At 36.2% G+C, this 20,392-nt stretch carries 21 protein-coding genes and 1 other annotated feature; of the genes, 15 read left to right on the forward strand and 6 right to left on the reverse strand.

Annotated features, from left to right (window positions below; genetic code table 11):
- Positions 1-10 precede the first annotated feature (10 nt).
- Entirely contained in the window at positions 11-313 is a 303-nt protein-coding gene (locus BUB48_RS03395) for a hypothetical protein (RefSeq protein WP_073024580.1), read from the reverse strand.
- Between the two features lie 149 nt (positions 314-462).
- Entirely contained in the window at positions 463-990 is a 528-nt protein-coding gene (locus tag BUB48_RS03400) for an amidase domain-containing protein (RefSeq protein ID WP_073024582.1), read from the reverse strand.
- A gap of 157 nt (positions 991-1,147) precedes the next feature.
- On the opposite strand from BUB48_RS03400, the gene glpK reads away from it, so the two are divergent.
- The gene (glpK, locus tag BUB48_RS03405; RefSeq protein WP_073024584.1) at positions 1,148-2,647 is read left to right on the forward strand and encodes a glycerol kinase GlpK; all 1,500 of its coding nucleotides are present in this window, start codon (positions 1,148-1,150) and stop codon (positions 2,645-2,647) included.
- A 26-nt stretch (positions 2,648-2,673) separates the two neighbouring features.
- On the opposite strand, the gene BUB48_RS03410 is transcribed toward glpK, so the two are convergent.
- Entirely contained in the window at positions 2,674-4,155 is a 1,482-nt protein-coding gene (locus tag BUB48_RS03410; RefSeq protein ID WP_073024991.1) for an AAA family ATPase, read from the reverse strand.
- A 9-nt stretch (positions 4,156-4,164) separates the two neighbouring features.
- Positions 4,165-4,695 (reverse strand): hypothetical protein, encoded by a 531-nt coding sequence (locus BUB48_RS03415; RefSeq protein WP_073024596.1) that lies wholly within the window; start codon positions 4,693-4,695, stop codon positions 4,165-4,167.
- Positions 4,696-4,824: 129 nt separating this feature from the next.
- Between BUB48_RS03415 and BUB48_RS03420 the strand changes: the two genes are divergently transcribed.
- On the forward strand, positions 4,825-5,019 hold the full coding sequence (locus BUB48_RS03420; RefSeq protein WP_073024598.1) for a DUF378 domain-containing protein: 195 nt from the start codon (positions 4,825-4,827) through the stop codon (positions 5,017-5,019).
- A gap of 57 nt (positions 5,020-5,076) precedes the next feature.
- Here the strand turns inward: BUB48_RS03420 and BUB48_RS03425 are convergent, their stop codons facing one another.
- Positions 5,077-6,090: a leucine-rich repeat domain-containing protein gene (locus tag BUB48_RS03425; protein ID WP_073024600.1), complete on the reverse strand. Its 1,014-nt coding sequence runs from the start codon at positions 6,088-6,090 to the stop codon at positions 5,077-5,079.
- Between the two features lie 569 nt (positions 6,091-6,659).
- Between BUB48_RS03425 and potA the strand changes: the two genes are divergently transcribed.
- From potA to BUB48_RS03490, 13 genes are all read left to right on the forward strand, one after another.
- Complete coding sequence (potA, locus tag BUB48_RS03430; RefSeq protein ID WP_175548341.1) at positions 6,660-7,706, forward strand: spermidine/putrescine ABC transporter ATP-binding protein; 1,047 nt, start codon at positions 6,660-6,662, stop codon at positions 7,704-7,706.
- Positions 7,703-8,527: an ABC transporter permease gene (locus BUB48_RS03435; protein ID WP_073024604.1), complete on the forward strand. Its 825-nt coding sequence runs from the start codon at positions 7,703-7,705 to the stop codon at positions 8,525-8,527. Before potA ends, BUB48_RS03435 begins: the two co-directional genes overlap by 4 nt.
- Positions 8,521-9,312, forward strand: a complete 792-nt coding sequence (locus BUB48_RS03440; protein WP_073024606.1) for an ABC transporter permease — start codon at positions 8,521-8,523, stop codon at positions 9,310-9,312. Before BUB48_RS03435 ends, BUB48_RS03440 begins: the two co-directional genes overlap by 7 nt.
- Entirely contained in the window at positions 9,309-10,355 is a 1,047-nt protein-coding gene (locus BUB48_RS03445; protein WP_073024608.1) for an ABC transporter substrate-binding protein, read from the forward strand. The genes BUB48_RS03440 and BUB48_RS03445 overlap by 4 nt, the downstream gene beginning before the upstream one ends.
- 258 nt (positions 10,356-10,613) lie before the next feature.
- Positions 10,614-10,845: a binding site (T-box leader), on the forward strand.
- Positions 10,846-11,051: 206 nt separating this feature from the next.
- Complete coding sequence (locus tag BUB48_RS03450) at positions 11,052-12,230, forward strand: ABC transporter substrate-binding protein (RefSeq protein WP_073024610.1); 1,179 nt, start codon at positions 11,052-11,054, stop codon at positions 12,228-12,230.
- 96 nt (positions 12,231-12,326) lie between these two features.
- The gene (locus BUB48_RS03455; RefSeq protein WP_073024612.1) at positions 12,327-13,205 is read left to right on the forward strand and encodes a branched-chain amino acid ABC transporter permease; all 879 of its coding nucleotides are present in this window, start codon (positions 12,327-12,329) and stop codon (positions 13,203-13,205) included.
- 12 nt (positions 13,206-13,217) lie between these two features.
- On the forward strand, positions 13,218-14,150 hold the full coding sequence (locus tag BUB48_RS03460; RefSeq protein WP_073024614.1) for a branched-chain amino acid ABC transporter permease: 933 nt from the start codon (positions 13,218-13,220) through the stop codon (positions 14,148-14,150).
- Positions 14,151-14,927, forward strand: a complete 777-nt coding sequence (locus tag BUB48_RS03465; RefSeq protein WP_073024616.1) for an ABC transporter ATP-binding protein — start codon at positions 14,151-14,153, stop codon at positions 14,925-14,927.
- Between the two features lie 162 nt (positions 14,928-15,089).
- The gene (locus BUB48_RS03470) at positions 15,090-16,352 is read left to right on the forward strand and encodes a LysM peptidoglycan-binding domain-containing protein (protein WP_073024618.1); all 1,263 of its coding nucleotides are present in this window, start codon (positions 15,090-15,092) and stop codon (positions 16,350-16,352) included.
- 288 nt (positions 16,353-16,640) lie between these two features.
- Entirely contained in the window at positions 16,641-17,513 is an 873-nt protein-coding gene (locus BUB48_RS03475) for a tRNA 2-thiocytidine biosynthesis TtcA family protein (RefSeq protein ID WP_073024620.1), read from the forward strand.
- A gap of 5 nt (positions 17,514-17,518) precedes the next feature.
- Positions 17,519-18,007 carry an LURP-one-related/scramblase family protein gene (locus BUB48_RS03480; RefSeq protein ID WP_073024622.1) on the forward strand — a complete coding sequence of 163 codons (489 nt, stop codon included), beginning with the start codon at positions 17,519-17,521 and terminating at the stop codon, positions 18,005-18,007.
- Positions 18,008-18,143: 136 nt separating this feature from the next.
- Positions 18,144-18,527, forward strand: coding sequence for a large conductance mechanosensitive channel protein MscL (gene mscL, locus BUB48_RS03485; protein ID WP_073024624.1), 384 nt, complete (start codon positions 18,144-18,146; stop codon positions 18,525-18,527).
- Positions 18,528-18,547: 20 nt separating this feature from the next.
- Positions 18,548-19,522 (forward strand): P1 family peptidase, encoded by a 975-nt coding sequence (locus BUB48_RS03490; protein ID WP_073024993.1) that lies wholly within the window; start codon positions 18,548-18,550, stop codon positions 19,520-19,522.
- Positions 19,523-20,079: 557 nt separating this feature from the next.
- Here the strand turns inward: BUB48_RS03490 and BUB48_RS03495 are convergent.
- Complete coding sequence (locus BUB48_RS03495) at positions 20,080-20,373, reverse strand: YmaF family protein (RefSeq protein WP_073024626.1); 294 nt, start codon at positions 20,371-20,373, stop codon at positions 20,080-20,082.
- Positions 20,374-20,392: the final 19 nt, after the last annotated feature.

Here is a 20,392-nt window from a genome sequence, read left to right on the forward strand (position 1 = left end):
AGGCATTTGTCTATCCATAGAATTCCGGATCTATAGTATGGTCAGAACGGATTGCTTTTTGGAGTATGGTCATAGAAACTCCTCTTGTATCTTCATTGAAATCACATGGAAATGTGGCTCTGCAATTTTCACATTCTAAATATTCTTTAGAGTCTACTTTTTCTCTATTGTCGAATAGAAAAGGGAGAAACTCATCCTTGTTTTCTCCTTCTGGTGCATGTTCACCAATTCTATAGGAATAAACGTAGGATGCTTTGAATTTTGCAATTAAATTATTGCTTCCGCATTGAGGACATGCTATTTTGCCATCCATTTACTTTTTACCTCTTTTCATGTAACTAGTTTATTAACATAATCTGTATGAACGTCACTAATTAAGATTTGATTTTCCAGCATGGCTAAAAAGTGATTATTAGCAGCTTTTATTATTATCCCAATACAGACTCATTACTATTCATATTGCTAAATTCTAATTTTAATGTAATGGTATCTAGGGTTCAGCCACGGCTTAAGATACGGGATATCCCGGGCCTCATAGGTATGTTGGGATACCAATGTTGCACTTGGTGAAAAGCCTGTAACAATGGCGGAATGAAATATAATTCCTCTATGGTTTTCATAAAAGATTAAATCACCTAACTCAAGCATTGAAACACTTCTGACTTCCTGACCTCTAACACTATTGATATTAGATTCATTATTGACTTTTAAGGTCCAATAAAGGGAATGAGCTACAGTCCAAGCTACAGACCACCTATCATAAGCAGTACCATAGGTTCCGGACTTGTTGTACCACCAGGCATGTTCACCTGTATATGTCATTGGTGCTCCGCCTGCAAGAAGGCATTGAGAGACGAAATTTGCACAGTCTCCCCCAAGGGTTTCATGGACGTTGAAATATCTATAGCTTGGATTGGGAGAAAGGGCATAGATCCTTGCATATTCTACTGCTCGGATTCGGTTATAGCTATTTTGCCTTTCAAAAAACATATAATCACCCTATAATAATCATATACTATTATCATATTATGTAAAAGATGTTTGGAAGCTTTATGAAATTCTATAGACCTTATGGTATGGATTTAATATAAATTAACAGATATAATTATTTTGAAACTTTACTTCAAGACAATAAGGGGGCGGTTTTATGAGCAAGAATTATATTATATCCCTAGACCAAGGGACCACCAGCTCCAGAGCAATACTCTATGATATAAATAAAAAAGCCATAATTGGGATGAAAAATAAGCCTTTTACTCAAATATATCCTAACTCAGGATGGGTAGAACATGATCCTGAAGAAATATGGGAAGGACAACTGGAGGTTATGAAAGCTGTCATAGAAGAAGCTGGGGTTTCATATGACGATATTGTTTCTATAGGCATTGCTAATCAAAGAGAAACAGTGGTGGTATGGGATAGAATAACAGGAAAACCAATATATAATGCAATTGTATGGCAGTGCAGAAGGACGGCAGATATTTGTGAAACGCTGAAAAAAGAAGGATTGGAAGATGTAATAAAGGAGAAGACAGGTCTTGTTGTTGATGCCTACTTCTCTGGAACAAAGATTCAGTGGATTCTTGATAATGTGGAAGGAGCAAGAGAAAAAGCTCAAAGAAATGAGCTTATGGTAGGTACTATTGACAGCTGGCTTATCTGGAATCTTACCGGGGGAAAGATTCATGTCACTGATTATACAAATGCTTCTAGAACAATGTTGTTCAATATAAAAAAGCTAAAATGGGATGAAGAACTGTTAGAGCATATGAATATTCCCATGTCCATGATGCCTTCAGTGGTTCCTTCATCTGGAAGGATAGCTGTTACTGATAAATATGTAGTGGGCTGTGAAATACCAATTAGCGGTGTAGCTGGTGACCAGCAAGCCTCCTTGTTTGGCCAGACATGCTTCGATGTGGGTTGTGCCAAAAATACATATGGCACAGGATGTTTCATATTGATGAATATAGGGGATAAGCCAATCAGTTCTAAGAACAACCTCATCACAACCATAGGCTGGGTCATAGGAAATGAGGTTAAATATGCCTTGGAAGGCAGCGTATTTAATGCAGGGTCCACAATTCAATGGATAAGAGATGAGCTGGGATTGATTAAGACATCTGAAGAATCTCGGATAGAAGCTGAGAAAGTCAATGATACAAATGGTGTATACCTTGTGCCTGCTTTCACAGGTCTAGGAGCCCCCTATTGGGATATGTATGCCAGAGGAGCCATATTGGGCATTACTAGAGGTACAAGGAGAGAACATTTGATAAGAGCAGCTCTGGAGTCCATAGCCTACCAGAGTATGGACGTATTAGAGTTGATGAAACTTGATTCTGGCATTGAACTTAAAGAACTTAAGGTTGATGGTGGAGCAAGTGCCAATGATTTTCTCATGCAATTCCAAGCTGATATGCTCAATATCAATATTAAAAGACCTACAATTACAGAAACAACTGCGTTGGGCGCTGTCTATCTTGCCGGCTTGGGAGAAGGAATATGGAAAAGTAAGGATGAGCTTATCAGAAGTTGGTCCTTGGATAGGACGTTTGCTCCAAGGATGACAAAGCGAGAAAGAGATGATAAATCCAAGGGATGGAAAAAAGCTGTAGCGAAGTCTCTTGCCTGGGAAGAAGCATAGAAAGAAAAGCTGCTTAGTTATTGATTCTAAGCAGCTTTCAATTTTATTAGAGCTCTTAACTCATCACCGGATAAAGTTTCCTTATCCAATAATTCATTTGCAATGGTTTGCAATGTTTCAATATTATCATTTAATAATTCTATTGTGCTCTTCTCTACATCTTGTAAAATGGAAGATAAAGTTGCATGGAGTTTATCTTTTGGCAAATCTTCAGTAGAAATTATACCTAGTTCTGACATTCCTCCATATATTATATGGCGGGCTAAATCAGAAGCATGTTGAAAATCACTGGAAGCCCCTGTACTTCTGGAACCTATGAGAATTTCTTCTGCTATGGTACCTGCCAGCGATACGGCTATTCTTCCCTTTAGATAGTCATAGGTATATAGAAACATATCATCCTCTTGAGTATTGCGCACATAACCTAGAGCGTTGCTTCTGGATGCTACGTTTACACTGGCTACTGAATCAGGAAACAACAGTTCTCCTGCTAAAGCATGTCCTGATTCATGGACTGCTATTCTCTTCTTTTCATCAGCAGAGGGAAGTCTATCTAATTTTTCTCCCATCATAACCTTTTCGATGGCATTCTTAAAATGCACAGAAGTAATTAGCTGTGAATTTTCACGCATGGCCAAAATGGCTGCTTCATTAGCTACGCTTTCTAATTGGGCTCCGGAAAAACCAAATGTATCCTTTGCTAAAGATTCTATATCAACATCTGGAGACAAAGGTTTGTTTCTGGTATGAAGCTTCAAAATATGAACTCTTCCTTTTTTATCCGGCAAATCCACTTTCACTATACGATCAAAACGGCCTGGGCGTAAAAGAGCTGAATCCAGCAAGTCTGAACGATTGGTAGCACCGATTATAAGAATTTTTATATCATCATCCGATGATATTCCATCCATTTGCACCAGAAGTTCATTGAGGGTTTGATCATGTTCCTGATGGCTATGGTTTTGTCCTCTTTTTCCCCCTAAAACTTCAATCTCATCAATAAAGATTACTGCGCTATGCTTGTTGTGTTTTCTGGCAGCCTGTCTTGCCTGGTCAAACAATTGCCTAACTCTTTTAGCGCCTACACCTACATACATTTCTACGAATTCAGAACCACTGGCAGATAGGAACACAGAATTGGTATGCTGGGCTGCAGCTTTTGCCAGTAATGTCTTTCCTGTGCCAGGAGGTCCATTTAGCAATATGCCTTTAAGAGGCCTTATGCCCATGGATTTAATTATGTCATTGCTTTTTATGAACTCCAGAGCTTCACAAAGTTCATTTTTAGCTACTTCTTGTCCGCCTATGTCATCAAAAGAAATAAGTCTTTCTTTTTTGCTCTCTCCCACAGAAATATGCTTTACTCTGGCCAGTTGTCCACTGCTGATAAAATATATGGCAGCTGTGAAACCGGCAAAAAATATGAGGGGTAATATGTTAATTCCAATCATAACTAAAAATGCACTTACACCTGACGCTAATCCAATAATAATCTCTTTATGCTTCATTATCATTCATCACCTACCCCTTGATTGTCTAGATACGAGTTTATACAAGTTATTATTTCCTTTGGCTATATGAATGTATATATACTCATCATCAATAGAAATGTTGGCAACAGAATCAATTGTATTTGCCAGCTCATGGCTTTTTTCCACTAGAGTAGGGAAGCTTCCGTCTATTAATGATTTTTCTACATATAAACTAATAGCCGAATAAAGATTTTCCAATTCTTCATTTTCATTTCCTTTTATATTTATTACATAGGTCTTATCTTTTAAGGTTTGTACAATTTTTTCGTTAATTTCTGTATAGGTTTTTGGAAAATTGGAAACACTACTTAAGGATATAGAAATGTTTATGGGTTCATTAATTTTAGCGGGTTTTTGTACAATAACATTTTGAATTCCGGGTATTGTCACAAGCTCTTTATTCAAAGGCATGGTTATTGAATAGTTTTGCCAGAGAAATTGTACTCCATATAATATGAGCAAAGTTGCTATAAAGGCTAAAAAGCCTCTGATCATTTTTGTGGCTTTTATATTCATAATCCACCTCCATGTTTACATAATATTATAACATGGTTTTGTAATGTGGACTAATGACAAATATTTGAATAGATATTTCAATGTTGATTAAAAATACTAAATAGGACAGTAGGAAAGAAGGTGAATTATTTGGATAGACTTTCATTGGTCTTGGTGATTATCGGAGCTCTAAATTGGCTATTGGTGGGTTTATTTCAGTTTGATCTTGTAGCAGCATTATTTGGCGGTCAAGATGCAGTTCTGAGTCGTATCATATACACCGTAGTCGGATTAGCAGGCATATGGTCAATAAGTCTGCTTTTTAGAGATCGTCAAAATGTATAAAAAATCCTCCTGCACGGAGGTGTGTCATAAGATAGTTTTTATTTTAGAGGGGTCATTTTACCCCTCTGTTTCATAAATTTCTACAGAGCTATCCTTAAAGACATCTAAATCTTCAACATTGTTAGGGTTAATGTCGATATATGTTAAATTTTTATATTCTTTAAGAGGTGATAATCTTTTTACGTCAGTATACCTTAAACCTATAGCATGTATATGGTTTACTCCCGATAATTTACTTAAATCACATATTTCTGTATCATTCAAATATAACTCTTTCAGCTTTGGTATTCTATCAGGTGAAATATTGATCTCTCTCAATGGGTTACTGGATAATGATAAAAACTGAAGGTTTTTCACTTTAGGAAAATTATTCAGCGATACTATTTTATTGTTATAGAGAGAAAGCGCTTCCAAAGAATCCATGTCGGGAATAGTATCTATATCTTTTTCAGTTAGTTCACAGTTTATTAAATCTACAATATTAACATTTGGTAAATACTTTAATGGTTGATAATCATGAACATTTGGAACATTATCCAGCGTAAGAGATGTTAATTGATTCATATTGCTCAGGAATTCGATATTTGTCAGATCATTGCTGTTGCGAATAGTTAGGTTTTCTAATGAAGTTAAGTATGCAATGCTTTTAGCATCAAAATCATTTATATTGCTGACCTCTAGTGTTTTCAGTTCACTTAAATTCTTTAATACAGAGTAATCTTCCAATTTTATATTTTTACCAATGTCTAAATCCAGATCTGTCAAATTAGTCATTTCTAAAAGAATGGAAAAATCGTACTTTTCTCCATCTTCAAAACCATTTTCCTTACTAAAATATAAATATGTTACTTTTTTCAAATCATCTTTTGTAAGCTCTTTATAATTTTTATTCACTTCAGAATTTTTTCCTATTGCTATCAAAATAGGTTCTGGGTATTTGCCGTAAATTAATTCATTGCTTTCATTTGTAGTGGAAATATTAGATGAATTGCTGTTATACTGAACAATATTGCAGCCAATAATAGAAAGAGCGAACATTAAAACGAATAAGGATATTTTAAAAAACTTCATTCTATTTACCTCCGTAGAACATAAGATTTCATTATTTACATTTTACTTTATAATGCTTGTTTTGGAAATATATATTTAATGATGTGAATAATTGTTAACTTTTACTAAGCAATACAATGGATTTTTTTACGTGGTAAATGTTACCTTGATCATAGGCTAACATTTACCATATTTAAAAGGTTCAGTTTTGCTTGATTTGCTATTTTAAAAGCAAACAGGAAATATGCAAATTTAATTTGATAGTATTTTGCTGATATATGAACTTTTAGTGAGAGAATATCATCTACCGAAACATTGGTATTCCTGTTGTCATACCCTATGCAAATAAATAAATATTATATTGACTTTACATCCCCAATGTGATAAAAATACATTGTTATAATAAATTATTATTTGACCCGATAGCTAAGCGTGGCTATGTATATGAGCAGGCATAAGCCGGTATTATGGTTGGCAGATTGCCTTCAAGTTGGGTTCAAAGCAGCGCTCAGCTTCTGGATAATATCTTCTTGAACTCATATTTATTATAAAAAACATCTATCATAATACTAAAAATGGAGGAAGATAAATTGCATGAGGAAATTATCAGATTGGTCAATGTATCCAAAAGTTTTGATGATCAGCAGGTATTACAAAATATAAACCTAAGTATAAGCAGGAATGAGTTTGTAACTTTATTAGGTCCTAGCGGCTGTGGTAAAACTACTACATTAAGAATAATAGGGGGCTTTGAAGTAGCAGATACAGGCGATGTTATTTTTGAAGGAAAAAAGATTAATAATCTTCCTCCCTATAAAAGAAACCTAAACACTGTATTTCAAAGATACGCCCTATTTACACATATGAATGTATACGAGAATATAGCCTTTGGGCTTAAAATTAAGAAAATAAATAAGACTGACATAGAAAGAAAAGTTAAAGAAGTTCTGAAGCTGGTGAATCTAAGCGGATATGAGAATAGAGACATTGATTCTCTTAGTGGAGGTCAGCAACAGAGAATAGCTATTGCAAGAGCTTTGGTGAATGAGCCTCAGGTTCTGTTATTGGACGAACCTTTAGGGGCTCTTGATTTGAAGCTTAGAAAAGACATGCAGTTAGAGCTTAAAAGAATACAGCAAAGTTTAGGAATTACATTTATATATGTAACTCATGATCAGGAAGAAGCATTAACCATGTCAGACACCATAGTTGTCATGAAAGATGGAAAGATTCAGCAGGTAGGAACACCTCAGGATATATATAACGAACCTGTAAATGCTTTTGTAGCGGATTTCATTGGAGAAAGCAACATTATTGACGGAGTAATGGTTAGAGATTATTATGTAGAATTTGCGGGAAGAGGATTTGAGTGTGTAGATAAAGGTTTTGAGACTAATGAAAAAGTCGATGTGGTCATAAGACCCGAGGATATAAAGCTTGTACCTGTTGAAGAAGGTATGCTGGAAGGTGTAGTAGAATCAGTTATCTTCAAAGGGGTACATTATGAAATGATCATATATGGCAATGGAATACGCTGGATGGTTCACAGTACCATGATGGAGCCAGCAAACACAAGAGTAGGGATGAAAATAACTCCCTATGATATTCACATAATGAAGAAGGTGACAAAAGAATGAAAAAGCACCTTATGGCCTATCCTTATGCATTATGGATGTTGATATTTACCATGATACCATTGGCTCTGATACTTTTTTACAGCGTTTTTGCCATTGATGATGCAGGAATTCATTTCACCCTTGATAATTTTAAAAGAGTGTTTGAACCTTTATATTTGGCGGTGTTCTGGCGTTCAATAAAATTAGCAGCTGAGAGCACCATTATATGTCTGGTTTTGGGATATCCCATGGCAATGATTCTAGCTGGCAAGAATTTAAGCAAAAAAAGCATTCTTGTGGTATTGTTTGTCATACCAATGTGGATGAACTTCCTTGCCAGAACCTATGCATGGATGACTTTATTGGAGAAAAATGGACTCATAGCAACAATAGCGGGCTTTTTTGGCATAGATTTACCATCTTTGCTATATACTGAAGGTGCTGTCGTGTTAGGAATGGTGTATAATTTTCTGCCTTTTATGGTTTTGCCTATTTATTCTGTATTGGTCAAGATTGACAAAACCGTCGTGGAAGCAGCAGAGGATTTAGGAGCCAATCCCATAACTGTCTTTAGAAGAGTTATTTTCCCATTAAGCATTCCCGGTGTTTCTTCAGGGATAACAATGGTGTTCATGCCAGCTCTGACAACTTTCGTAATATCAAGGTTATTGGGCGGAGCTCATTTTACCCTTATAGGCAATCTTATAGAACAGCAGTTCCTGACTACCATGGATTGGGGTTTTGGTTCTGCTCTATCAATTGTGCTTATGCTCATGATTATGCTTAGCATGGGCGTAACCATGAGATACGAAAAAGAAAACGAGGGGGGCGGCTTATGGTGAAAAATGTATTTAAGAAAATCTATACTTTTTTAATATTTTTATTTTTATACGCTCCCATAATAGTATTGATAGTATTTTCATTTAATGAATCAAAATCCAGAGCCCATTGGACTGGATTTACATTTAAATGGTATGTTGAAATGTTCAAGGATCAGCAGATAATGACTTCATTATACAACACAGTTACTATTGCCCTTATAGCCTCAATATTTGCAACAGTGTTGGGAACAGCTGCAGCCATAGGAATTCATCATATGAAAAAGACTCCAAAGACAATAATGACAAACCTTACTTATCTGCCTGTGCTGAATCCTGATATAGTGACAGGAATATCGCTGATGCTGTTGTTTATCCTTGTGAAATTTCCAAGAGGCTTTTTTTCTATGCTATTAGCACACATAACATTTAATTTGCCTTATGTAATATTGTCAGTTATGCCCAAGCTTAAGCAGTTGGATAATCATGTATATGACGCTGCATTGGATTTAGGGGCTACTCCCGCATACGCCTTTTGGAAAGTTATTTTACCTCAAATTGCGCCGGGTATATTCACAGGTTTTTTATTGGCAATGACTATGTCTATCGATGATTTTGTCATCAGCTTTTTTACAACGGGACCTGGAGTATCAAACTTGGCCATAACTATTTACTCTATGGCTAGAAAAGGTATAAGCCCTAAGATTAATGCTGTATTGAGCATATTATTTGCAGGAGTAATTTTGATGCTTCTGATTATAAATAATAGAATGTCTAGAGATGATGGTAGAAAGGAGAATGTGGCATGAAAAAATCATTAAAGGCCATACTGGCACTTACTCTTGCAATTTCGGTGGTTCTAAGCATGACAGGATGTGGTGGAGAGCAAAGAACACAGTTGAAAGTGTACAACTGGGGTGACTATATAGATCAATCTGTTATAACTGAATTTGAGAAAAGATATAACATTGATGTTATATACGATGAGTTTGCTACCAATGAAGAAATGTATGCCAAGATAAAGGCTGGTGCCAGCGATTATGACATATTGATACCTTCTGAATACACGATAAAGAGAATGATAGATGAGGATATGCTTCATAAGATTGATTTGAACAATATTCCCAACTACAAGTATATAGATGACAAGTTCAAGAATCTTGCCTTTGATCCCAGTAATGAATACTCAGTACCTTATACATGGGGCACAGTAGGAATATTGTATAACAAGACCATGGTAAAAGAACCTGTAAACAGTTGGAAGATTTTGTGGGATGAAAAGTATAGCAAGCAAATATTGATGATGGACAGTTTAAGAGATTCTATAGGAATAACTCTTAAGATGCTCGGCTATTCTTTAAACACTAAAGATGATAAAGAGCTGAATGATGCCAAAGAGGCTTTGATGAAGCAAAAACCCTTGGTTCTGGCATATGTAGGTGATGAAGTAAAAGATAAGATGATTGGCGGTGAAGCTGCTTTGGCAGTTGTATGGTCTGGAGATGCCATGTATATGAAGAGGGAAAATCCTGACTTGGAATATGTGGTGCCAAAAGAAGGATCAAATATGTGGTTTGATTCAGTAGTCATACCAAAAACAAGCCAACATAAAAAAGAAGCAGAATTGTTTATCAATTTCCTTTGCGAACCTGAGATAGCATACAAAATCGCAAACTATATAGGTTATTCTACTCCTAATACAGAAGCAGTTAAAATGCTTCCTGAAGAGGTGAGAAATGATAAAACTGCCTATCCACCAGATGAAGAGTTGGCAAGATGTGAAGTATTTGAAGATTTAGCAGATTCTTTAGTAAAATACGACAGGATATGGACAGAGGTAAAGGCACAATAATAGCAAATTAAATGAAGGCTTCCATTGGTGTCGTTTTGATGCCAAGGAGGCCTTTTTTCACATCACAATGAATCTATGCCTAAAAGGTGTCAAGATTAGTGTAAGTCCATATTGACAACTCATAGAGACAGGTTTATACTGGCAAATCTAAATTTTCTTATGAATTATTAAAAAATTTTTTAAATACCCATTGACGGCTGTAGTTTTTTGTGGTAAATTATAAAACATAATTTCACTTTAGAATATTTATACAGAACACTAAAGATGATGACGAAGAGAAAAATATCCGGAATTTAGTCACAGAGAGCTGCTGGTAGGTGTAAAGCAGTACTAAATGGATATATAATGATCACTTCTGAGTCGCGTGACTGAAGGTAAGTAAGTCATGACGGGTTGACAAACGTTACATTGTCAGGGTTTGATAGAACCTGTTGAGATTATTGCCATAGGCAATAAAATAGAGTGGTACCGCGTTAACAACGCCTCTATATGTATATCAATACATATAGAGGTTTTTTTATTCAATTTTTTCGTGCAGAAAAGTGCACTTTTTGCACAGTGAATACATGAATCCCCGGGGAAAATCAGATCTGATTAAAATATAATAAATTTGATTCGAGGTGTTGTTGAGGTAGCAAACTAGAACTTTACATTATGAAAATTACTTAGAAATAGATGAATAAGGGAGGATTTTTTATGAAGAGATTATCTGTAGTATTAGCTATGGTTTTAATATTAAGTTTATTCACTGGGTGCAGCTCACAGCAGGCGGCGGCACCGGCACAGTCTACTGATGGCGCTGATACAGTCAAGGTAGGATTAAATTATGAGTTATCAGGAAATGTAGCTACATATGGTCAAAGTTTGACAGAAGGTATTGAGTTGGCAATGGAAGAGATCAATAATAATGGGGGCCTTCTTGGCAAGCAAGTGGAACTTGTAAAAGCAGATAACAAATCTGACAACGCAGAAGCAGCAAATGTAGCAACAAAGCTTATTACAAGAGATAAAGTAGTGACAATTCTTGGTCCTGCTACATCAGGCAATACAAAGGGAGCAATACCTGTAGCAATGCAGCATAAAGTGCCTTTAATATCTGCTTCAGCAACAGCTGATGATGTAACTGTAGACAGCAATGGAAATGTAAGGGAGTTTATATTCAAAACCTGTTTCAGTGATTCATTTCAAGGAGTTATAATGGCCAATTTTGCCGGCCAGGATCTGGGAGCGAAAAAAGCGGCTATACTTATAGATACTACAAGTGATTATAGCAAAGGCTTGGCAACAAGCTTTAAAGATAAATTTGAAAACCTTGGAGGGACTATTGTTACACAACAGGCTTATCAGACCAAAGATAAAGATTTTAGAGCAGTATTGACAAATATAAAAAGCGTAAACCCTGATGTATTATATCTTCCTGGATATTACGAAGAAGTTGGATTAATAGCGAAGCAAGCAAGAGAATTAGGGCTTAATGCACCAATACTGGGAGGAGATGGATATGATTCTCCAAAATTATTAGAGTTGGCAGGAAAAGAAGCATTAAACCATGTTTATTTCACTAATCACTATTCATCCATGGATGATAGCCCAGAAGTAGTAAAGTTTAAAGAAGCATTCAATAAAAAGTACGGAAAGGATCCAGATGCATTCAATGCATTAGGTTATGATTTGGCTTATTTCTTTGCAGATGCATTGGTAAGAGCAGGGGAGGCCGATCCTGTAAAGATAAAAGATGCACTGGCAACAACAAAAAACTTTAAGGGTATAACAGGTACACTTACCGTTGATGAAAACCACAATCCAATTAAAGCCATTACTATAATTGAAATGAAAGATGGAGTTCAGACCTTCTTGAAGAAGCAAGAACCATAAAATTAATTTTGGGAAATTAGCATGGCTACCATCCGATGGAGTTGGTTTCTCCAATGGATGGTATCCTGTTGAATTTTTAGAAGGAAGTGATGACGCATGGAGCAAGTATTGCAGCAATTAGTTAATGGAATTTCTTTGGGTAGTATTTATGCCCTTATTGCATTAGGTTATACAATGGTTTATGGAATAATTAATCTAATCAATTTTGCTCATGGCGATATATATATGATAGGTGCATATGTTGGATTTGCCGCAACTACCTTCTTTGGATTGGGATTTATTCCTGCCTTAATAGTATCTATGATTATAACAGCTGTATTAGGTGTAGTGGTGGAAAAGGTTGCATATAAGCCTATAAGAAAATCCACTAGGATAGCAGCATTGATAACAGCAATAAGTGTATCTCTCTTTCTGGAGTACGGTATGATGTATTTTGTTAAAGCTGAAACAAGAACTTTTCCTGAAGTGTTGCCAAGTAAAAATTTTAGATTGGGTAATGTGATATTAAATAACAAGGATGTATATATAGTTATAGTTACAGTAGTCATGATGCTTATACTTCAATATATAATACACAAAACAAAAATTGGTATGGCAATGAGGGCAGCATCCATGGACAGCGAAGCGGCACAGCTTATGGGGATAAGCGTTGACAATACCATATCTGTCACATTTGCCTTAGGTTCATGTCTTGCAGGTGTGGCAGGAGTTCTAGTAGGAGTCTATTATAATTCTATTGACCCTCTTATGGGTATGATGCCGGGTATAAAGGCTTTTATAGCAGCAGTAATAGGAGGAATAGGAGTAATACCTGGAGCCATGTTTGGAGGATATCTGTTGGGCATAACTGAAACTATGGTAAGCGCTGCTGGGTATTCCCTGTACAAGGATGCAGTAGCTTTTGCAATATTGATTTTAATGCTCCTCATAAAGCCTAAGGGACTTTTTGGGAAGAATGTGAGAGAAAAAGTATAGGAGGGATATCTTGTGAAAGTTATTAATAGGAAAACCATTATGTTAGCAGTTGTAATACTAGCCATCTATGCTGTTGTAGAAATGATGATTGGACAAGGTATCATTGACTCCTATGTAGAGCTGAACATTGTCTTAATAGGAATCAATATTATACTGGCAGTTGGACTGAACCTGGTTACAGGATTCACAGGACAGTTTTCTCTTGGTCATGCCGCTTTCATGGCTGTAGGAGCCTATGTATCTGCTATTGTTACCGCTAAATTTGGACAACCCTTTATAGTGGCAATAACACTTTCTGCACTAGCTGCATCACTTGCAGGTGTTATAATAGGGATACCTACCCTTAGATTAAAGGGAGACTATTTAGCTATAGCTACTTTAGGTTTTGGTGAAATTATAAGAATAATGGCGTTAAATATAGATTATATAGGTGGAGCAAGTGGTTTTAATGATATACCAAAGATGACCAATTGGACCTGGGTATATTTCATGGTAGTAGCTTCGATTGTAGTAATAAAGAATTTTATAAATTCCAGGGGAGGAAGAGCCTGCATATCCATAAGTCAGGATGAGACTGCAGCAGAGGCTATGGGCGTCAATACAACAAAATACAAAATTCTGGCCTTTGTAATAGGAGCCTTTTTTGCAGGTATATCCGGAGCTCTTTATGCCAATTACTTCTACTTTATCAAACCTGATTCCTTTGGTTATATGAAATCCATTGATATTCTCGTTATAGTGGTTTTTGGAGGCATGGGAAGCATAGCAGGATCCGTGGTTGGAGCTGTTGTATTATCTCTTATATCATTATTTCTTCAAAGCATACCTGAGTTAAGAATGGTTATATATGCTGTCATACTGTTTATGATAATGGTTTATAGACCCCAAGGACTTTTAGGCAAAGAGGATTTCAGGTTCAAGTTTTTAAAGAAGAGGGTGGTATAAATGACTATATTGAAGCTGAATAATGTATCAATAACCTTTGGAGGCTTGAAAGCAGTTTCAAACATTGACATGACAGTAGAAAAGGGACAGATTGTAGGTATTATAGGTCCAAATGGAGCAGGTAAAACAACACTGTTTAACCTCCTTACAGGTATGTATGCACCTACCTCTGGTGAGATATTGCTATACAAAGACAATCCTATAAAACTCAACGGTTTAAAGCCATATAAGATTACAGGTCATGGAATAGCAAGAACCTTTCAGAATATAAGGCTCTTTAGGGATATGACTGTTTTAGATAATGTTAAAATTGGGTTTCATAGCCGTACCAAGTGTGGATTTCTTTCTTCAGTTATAAGACTTCCATCATATTATGATGAAGAAAAAAGAGTTAGGGAAGATGCGGAAGAATTATTGAAGATGTTAAACCTTGATAACAAGAAACATGAGTTTGCAAAGAATCTGTCTTATGGTGAGCAAAGACGTCTGGAGATTGCAAGAGCATTGGCGTCTGAGCCAAGCATCCTTTTGCTGGATGAACCTGCAGCAGGAATGAATCCAAATGAAACTATAGAGCTGACTCATTTAATTACATGGATAAGGGACAAATTTAATTTGACGATTATACTCATAGAACACGATATGAAGTTGGTAATGGGTATTTGCAATAAAGTATATGTATTGAATTATGGAAATTTAATTGCCGGAGGAACTCCTGATGAAGTACAAAATGATCCGCAGGTAATTGAAGCCTATATCGGTTCAGAAAGTGCATAAGCTTATATAAAAATAATCATTGATGAGCAGAAGTGAAGATGAAAAGCTATTATATTGCTCACATTATTTATAAAATTTTCCAAAAAACAAAACAACATGAATAGTAGGAACTTTTCTATAATATCTTGATATTGAATAATAAATCAATATGGAGTGTTGTATATGAGGATTTATGTTGTAAAAAGCGGTGATACTCTATGGAAAATTTCAAGGACCTATAATGTGAGCATAAATAGCATTGTACAAGCAAATGCAATGGCTGATCCTGACAGGCTCATCATCGGACAGTCACTGGTCATACCAACACAGGATGATGTTCACATTGTCCGGCCTGGTGAGACCCTCTGGTTTATAGCCAGAATATACAATGTAACTATACAGGATCTAGTAAGAGAGAATAATATAGCAAATCCTAACATCATAAATGTGGGACAAAGGCTCGTAATTCCAAAGCCCCAGATAGAAGTAAATGGATATCTCACTCAAACAGGTCCTACAGGTGAAGAAACATTAAGATGGACAGGACAATACCTCACATATTTCTGCATGTTCAGTTATGGCATTACTGCAGAAGGCAACTTGACTCCACTTAATGATGAATCTGTAATAAGTATGGCCAGATCCAGAGGTGTAACACCTCTAATGTGCCTTACCAATTTCCTTGGAAGAAGATTCAGTTCAGATTTAGCAAGTGCTTTTCTATCAAATGTAGAAGTTCAAGAGAGACAGCTTGCTAATATAGTCAATACCATGCGCCAAAAGGGTTATCAAGGATTAAACATTGATTTCGAATATGTATATCCTAGAGATAGAGAGAAATATAATGCGTTTTTAAGACGTGCAGCAGACAGGATGCATGCCAACGGTTTTTCAATTTCTACAGCTCTGGCGCCAAAGGTAAGAGCAGATCAGATCGGGTTGTTGTATGAGGCTCACGATTACCCGGTTCATGGACAGTTGACAGACTTTGTGGTTTTGATGACATATGAATGGGGATGGGCAGGAGGAGAACCCTGGGCTATTGCCCCTATAAATCAGGTAAAAAGGGTATTGGATTATGCCGTGTCGGTCATACCCAGAAATAAGATAATGATGGGAATACCTTTATATGGAAGGGACTGGAAGATACCTTGGGTTCAGGGAACCACCGCTTCCACTGTAAGTTATATGGATGCCATAAGAAGAGCATACCAATACGGAGCAGAAATTCAATACAATGAAGAATATCAATCTCCATTCTTCAGATATACGGATACATCAGGTCAGCAGCATGAAGTATGGTTTGAAGATGCCAGAAGCTATCAGGCCAAATATGATGTCATTAAGCAATATGGGCTGAGAGGAGCCAGCTATTGGGCGTTGAATCTTCAGTCAATTCCTAATTGGCCTGTACTAACAGCTAATTTCAGAATAGCAAAGCTATAAACCTGAGACATCGGGGATGGTTCTCTATGTCTCATCAGTAAAACTTTCCCCTATAAATATAAAGAAAGGCTTTCTCGAATTTTAAATATTTCTATGAAATGCCTTTCTTTTTTTGCTTCTATTTATTTTGTTCTACAAATAATTTCTTTCATATAAGCAAACATATATTTGATAGTAAAATATCTTTATGCTATTCTATCAATATTAGAGATGTATGTTATGATATAACAAACTTTATACATGATACACGAGTATATTGGTAATAATTACTTAAGATGAGGTGAGACCATGGACAGCATATCATCTGCTAATTGTGAAACACTGCTCCCTACAGGAGAATTGAAGCCTTTGGATGAAATAGAGAGAAGTATAATAAAAAAATACAGAAAGCATCTTTGGTCAAAATTTATAAAAGCTATAAAGGATTTCAAGCTCATAGAAGAAGGGGATAAGATAGCCGTTGCCATATCCGGGGGCAAGGACAGCATGCTTATGGCAAAGCTTTTTCAAGAGTTGCAAAAACACGGCGATATGAAAATAGATTTGGAATTTATCGTAGCAGATCCGGGGTATCATGAGCAAATAAGAGAGTTGATGATTAAAAACTGTGAATACTTGAACATACCTATAAAAATATTTGATTCGGGCATATTTAAAATAGTTGATAAAATTGCCAAGGATTATCCTTGCTATATGTGTGCAAAGATGCGCCGAGGAGCATTGTATTCAAAAGCTCAGGAGTTAGGCTGCAATAAACTGGCATTGGGACATCACTTTAATGATATCATAGAAACCACCATGATGAATATTCTCTATACCGGAAGCTTCAAAACAATGCTGCCCAAGCTTCATTCTACTAATTTTAAAGATTTGGAGCTTATAAGGCCTATGTATTATATAGAAGAAAAACATATAGAGAGATTTACCCAAAATAGCGGTATCATGCCTCTTAATTGTGCATGCATGGTAGCCGCAGAGAGGACGGGAAATAAGCGCTATGAGATAAAGAATTTAATAAAAGAACTTAGCACAAAAATTGATAATTTGGAAATAAACATTATGAGGGCGGCTCAAAATGTCAATATGGAAGCAATTTTAGGTTGGCAGAAGGGAGGAAAGACTTATTCATATTTAGATTTTTATGATGAGTATAAGGAGTGATTATTATGCGTTTTGTAGTTAAGCAAAAGATTTTTTCCTTCGGAGATAACTTCACAATAAACGATGAAATGGGAAATTCTTATTTTCAGGTGCAAGGAAAGGTTTTTGCTATTGGTGACAAGCTTCGTATGTATGATATGCAGGGAAATGAGGTTGTTTATATAGAGCAAAAGCTTTTCAAGCTTCTTCCTGAATATACCATATATTATAATGGAAATCCTGCTGCCAGAGTAAAAAAGGAGTTTACATTATTCAAACCCAGGTTTAATATTGAGAGCTTTATTGGAAACTATACAATAGAAGGAAATTTCTTGGGTATGGATTTTAATGTGTTAAAGAATGGCAGGGTGGTAGCTCGTGTGTCAAAAAAGTGGTTTTCATTTCGAGACACTTATGGAGTTGATATTTCAGATGAAGAAAATTATGCATTCATACTCGCATTGGTAATAGTTATCGATCAAGTAATTCATGATAATAACCATAATAATAACTAGAGGAAAATACAATGGAAAATGGTTATATAAGAGTTTAACTTGAAGTTTCAAACACCCTTTAATCGTGGCCGAGGGGGATGTTGCTGAACTTTATTGTTAAAATTTAAAAAGATAAATTAGAAACACAAAGGGGGAGATTATAATATTACAGGAGTTTAAAAAGTTTGCCTTAAGGGGAAATGTGCTGGACTTGGCAATAGGAGTTATTATTGGAGGCGCTTTTGGAGAGATAGTCAATTCCCTTGTCAATGATATGCTAATGCCAATTATAGGACTTTTGTTGGGAGGAATAGATTTTTCTAGCTTACAAATAACCATAAATGATGCTACCATCAGATATGGAGCCTTTATACAAAGCGTTGTTGATTTTTTAATTATCACATTTTCAATATTCATATTTATTAGAGCCATCAATAGACTGAAGAAGAAACAAGAAGAAAAACCTGCTGCGCCGCTAGAACCTACAAAAGAAGAAATTTTACTTACCGAAATAAGAGACATACTTAAAGATAAAAGATAATACAGGAAGTGATAAGAATGGTGGAATATGTAAATTTAACGAAAATACCAGGTATAAAACTGGGAAACGCTGAAGACCTGATAGGTGGGACAGGCTGTACCGTTGTATTATGTGAAAAAGGTGGCATAGCCGGTGTTGATGTAAGGGGAGGTGCTCCGGGAACTCGCGAGACAGACTTGTTGAACCCTATCAACATGATGGATAAAGTACATTGTATTATGCTGGCTGGAGGAAGTGCTTTCGGCCTTGATGCGGTAGCAGGTGTTATGGAATATCTGGAGAGCAAGGGTATAGGTTTTGATGTAGGAATTACGAAGGTTCCCATTGTTCCTGCAGCTGTTTTGTTTGACCTGTCGGTGGGAGACTACAGGTGCAGACCTGATAAAGCCATGGGCTATAGAGCTTGCATCAATGCTGAAAACGGAGGATTTTCAGAAGGAAGCGTTGGCGCAGGCACAGGTGCTACTGTGGGGAAAATTCTTGGAATGGATAAGGCCATGAAGGGTGGTTTAGGCAGTTTTTGTATAAAAACAGGAGAATTGTATGTTGGAGCTGTTGTGGCTGTCAATTGCTTCGGTGATGTGGTGAATCCGGAAAGTGGAGAAATCCTAGCAGGTGCTTATATACCAGAGGAAAATAGATTTGTAAATACAGAATTGCTCATCATGGAGAGCGCAAAAAAGGATGATAACCCTTTTAGTGGAAATACCACGATAGGTTGTGTAATAACAAACGCTCGTTTGAGCAAAGCAGAAGTCAATAAAGTTGCATCTATGGCTCACAATGGTTATGCCAGAAGCATAAGACCTGTTCATACCATGTATGATGGAGATACTATATTTGCTCTTTCTACGGGACAAATAGAAGCGGATGTGAATCAAGTAGGGGTTATGGCTGTAAAGGCTGTAGAGCAGGCTGTGATTAATGCTGTGAAGAAAGCTACACCGCTGTTTGGCATTAGGGCCTATTCAGAGGTATTTAGAGAAATACCCTAGGCCACGAAGTCGTTAATCGAAGAAGTTTATGGCAATTGCATCTTAGAATGGGATTCAGATATAAAAGTTTGCTTTGATAGTTATATAGTTAGATCTTACAAAAAGCCTAACGGCATCATCCACGGCCCCCCATGTCCTGGGACGCCTAGGCTGGCATCCGTGCCAGCCTTACGGCTTTTTGCTCGTTCTTCCATAAGAACTACAACAAAGCTCACAAAATAGTATCAGCACATACCTAATATCATTATATAGCTAATCAAAATTAAATATCGTTTTGCTGCCTAGGATAATTCCAGGGTAAAATATTTTGCAATAAAAAAAAAATCATAGCATACCTATAATTACTATGATTTCATTTCCATATTATTTAAAAAGTATAATGATCTTTAGTGTATTTTAGTGAACTTTGGTGTTCTTTAGTGTTCTCAGAGAAATCCACCGTGTTAATCCGAGATAACTTCTGTGCAAATCCGTGTTCCTCAAAATACCCCAAAAGGAATATCTAAATTACTCGTAACTCGCAGCAAGACAGAAAAGGAATACCTTCGGGCAGCCCATTAATAGTCTGAATGAATAGATGTATAACCCCATATTATGTGGAAATGCCTTTTGTTCATTGTGGTTACGCACTGATAATAATGAATATGGCCTCCTTCCACTTCTATACTAGGGCCTGTAACAACAGAAAAGTAATGAGCATGACCTTTTACCTCTTCTATATAACCGGAAAAATAATGATTATGACCTTTAAAATTAGGATTCTTGCTGGATACACCAGCGTATTTGTGCTCATGTTTAAAGACTCTATTTGTAATCCCATCAAATTCATGGAGATGTAGTTTATCGTACATAAAACCACCTCATAATATT

The organism is Lutispora thermophila DSM 19022, from assembly GCF_900142105.1.
GTDB classification, from domain to species: domain Bacteria; phylum Bacillota; class Clostridia; order Lutisporales; family Lutisporaceae; genus Lutispora; species Lutispora thermophila.

Excerpts from the sequence above, each read along its gene's own strand:
- BUB48_RS03395 (WP_073024580.1), bottom strand. The coding sequence starts at position 313 with ATGGATGGCAAAATAGCATGTCCTCAATGCGGAAGCAATAATTTAATT.
- BUB48_RS03400 (WP_073024582.1), bottom strand. The coding sequence starts at position 990 with ATGTTTTTTGAAAGGCAAAATAGCTATAACCGAATCCGAGCAGTAGAA.
- glpK (WP_073024584.1), top strand. The coding sequence starts at position 1,148 with ATGAGCAAGAATTATATTATATCCCTAGACCAAGGGACCACCAGCTCC.
- BUB48_RS03410 (WP_073024991.1), bottom strand. The coding sequence starts at position 4,155 with ATGAAGCATAAAGAGATTATTATTGGATTAGCGTCAGGTGTAAGTGCA.
- BUB48_RS03415 (WP_073024596.1), bottom strand. The coding sequence starts at position 4,695 with ATGAATATAAAAGCCACAAAAATGATCAGAGGCTTTTTAGCCTTTATA.
- BUB48_RS03425 (WP_073024600.1), bottom strand. The coding sequence starts at position 6,090 with ATGAAGTTTTTTAAAATATCCTTATTCGTTTTAATGTTCGCTCTTTCT.
- BUB48_RS03435 (WP_073024604.1), top strand. The coding sequence starts at position 7,703 with ATGAAAAAGCACCTTATGGCCTATCCTTATGCATTATGGATGTTGATA.
- BUB48_RS03440 (WP_073024606.1), top strand. The coding sequence starts at position 8,521 with ATGGTGAAAAATGTATTTAAGAAAATCTATACTTTTTTAATATTTTTA.
- BUB48_RS03445 (WP_073024608.1), top strand. The coding sequence starts at position 9,309 with ATGAAAAAATCATTAAAGGCCATACTGGCACTTACTCTTGCAATTTCG.
- BUB48_RS03450 (WP_073024610.1), top strand. The coding sequence starts at position 11,052 with ATGAAGAGATTATCTGTAGTATTAGCTATGGTTTTAATATTAAGTTTA.
- BUB48_RS03455 (WP_073024612.1), top strand. The coding sequence starts at position 12,327 with ATGGAGCAAGTATTGCAGCAATTAGTTAATGGAATTTCTTTGGGTAGT.
- BUB48_RS03465 (WP_073024616.1), top strand. The coding sequence starts at position 14,151 with ATGACTATATTGAAGCTGAATAATGTATCAATAACCTTTGGAGGCTTG.
- BUB48_RS03470 (WP_073024618.1), top strand. The coding sequence starts at position 15,090 with ATGAGGATTTATGTTGTAAAAAGCGGTGATACTCTATGGAAAATTTCA.
- BUB48_RS03475 (WP_073024620.1), top strand. The coding sequence starts at position 16,641 with ATGGACAGCATATCATCTGCTAATTGTGAAACACTGCTCCCTACAGGA.
- BUB48_RS03480 (WP_073024622.1), top strand. The coding sequence starts at position 17,519 with ATGCGTTTTGTAGTTAAGCAAAAGATTTTTTCCTTCGGAGATAACTTC.
- BUB48_RS03495 (WP_073024626.1), bottom strand. The coding sequence starts at position 20,373 with ATGTACGATAAACTACATCTCCATGAATTTGATGGGATTACAAATAGA.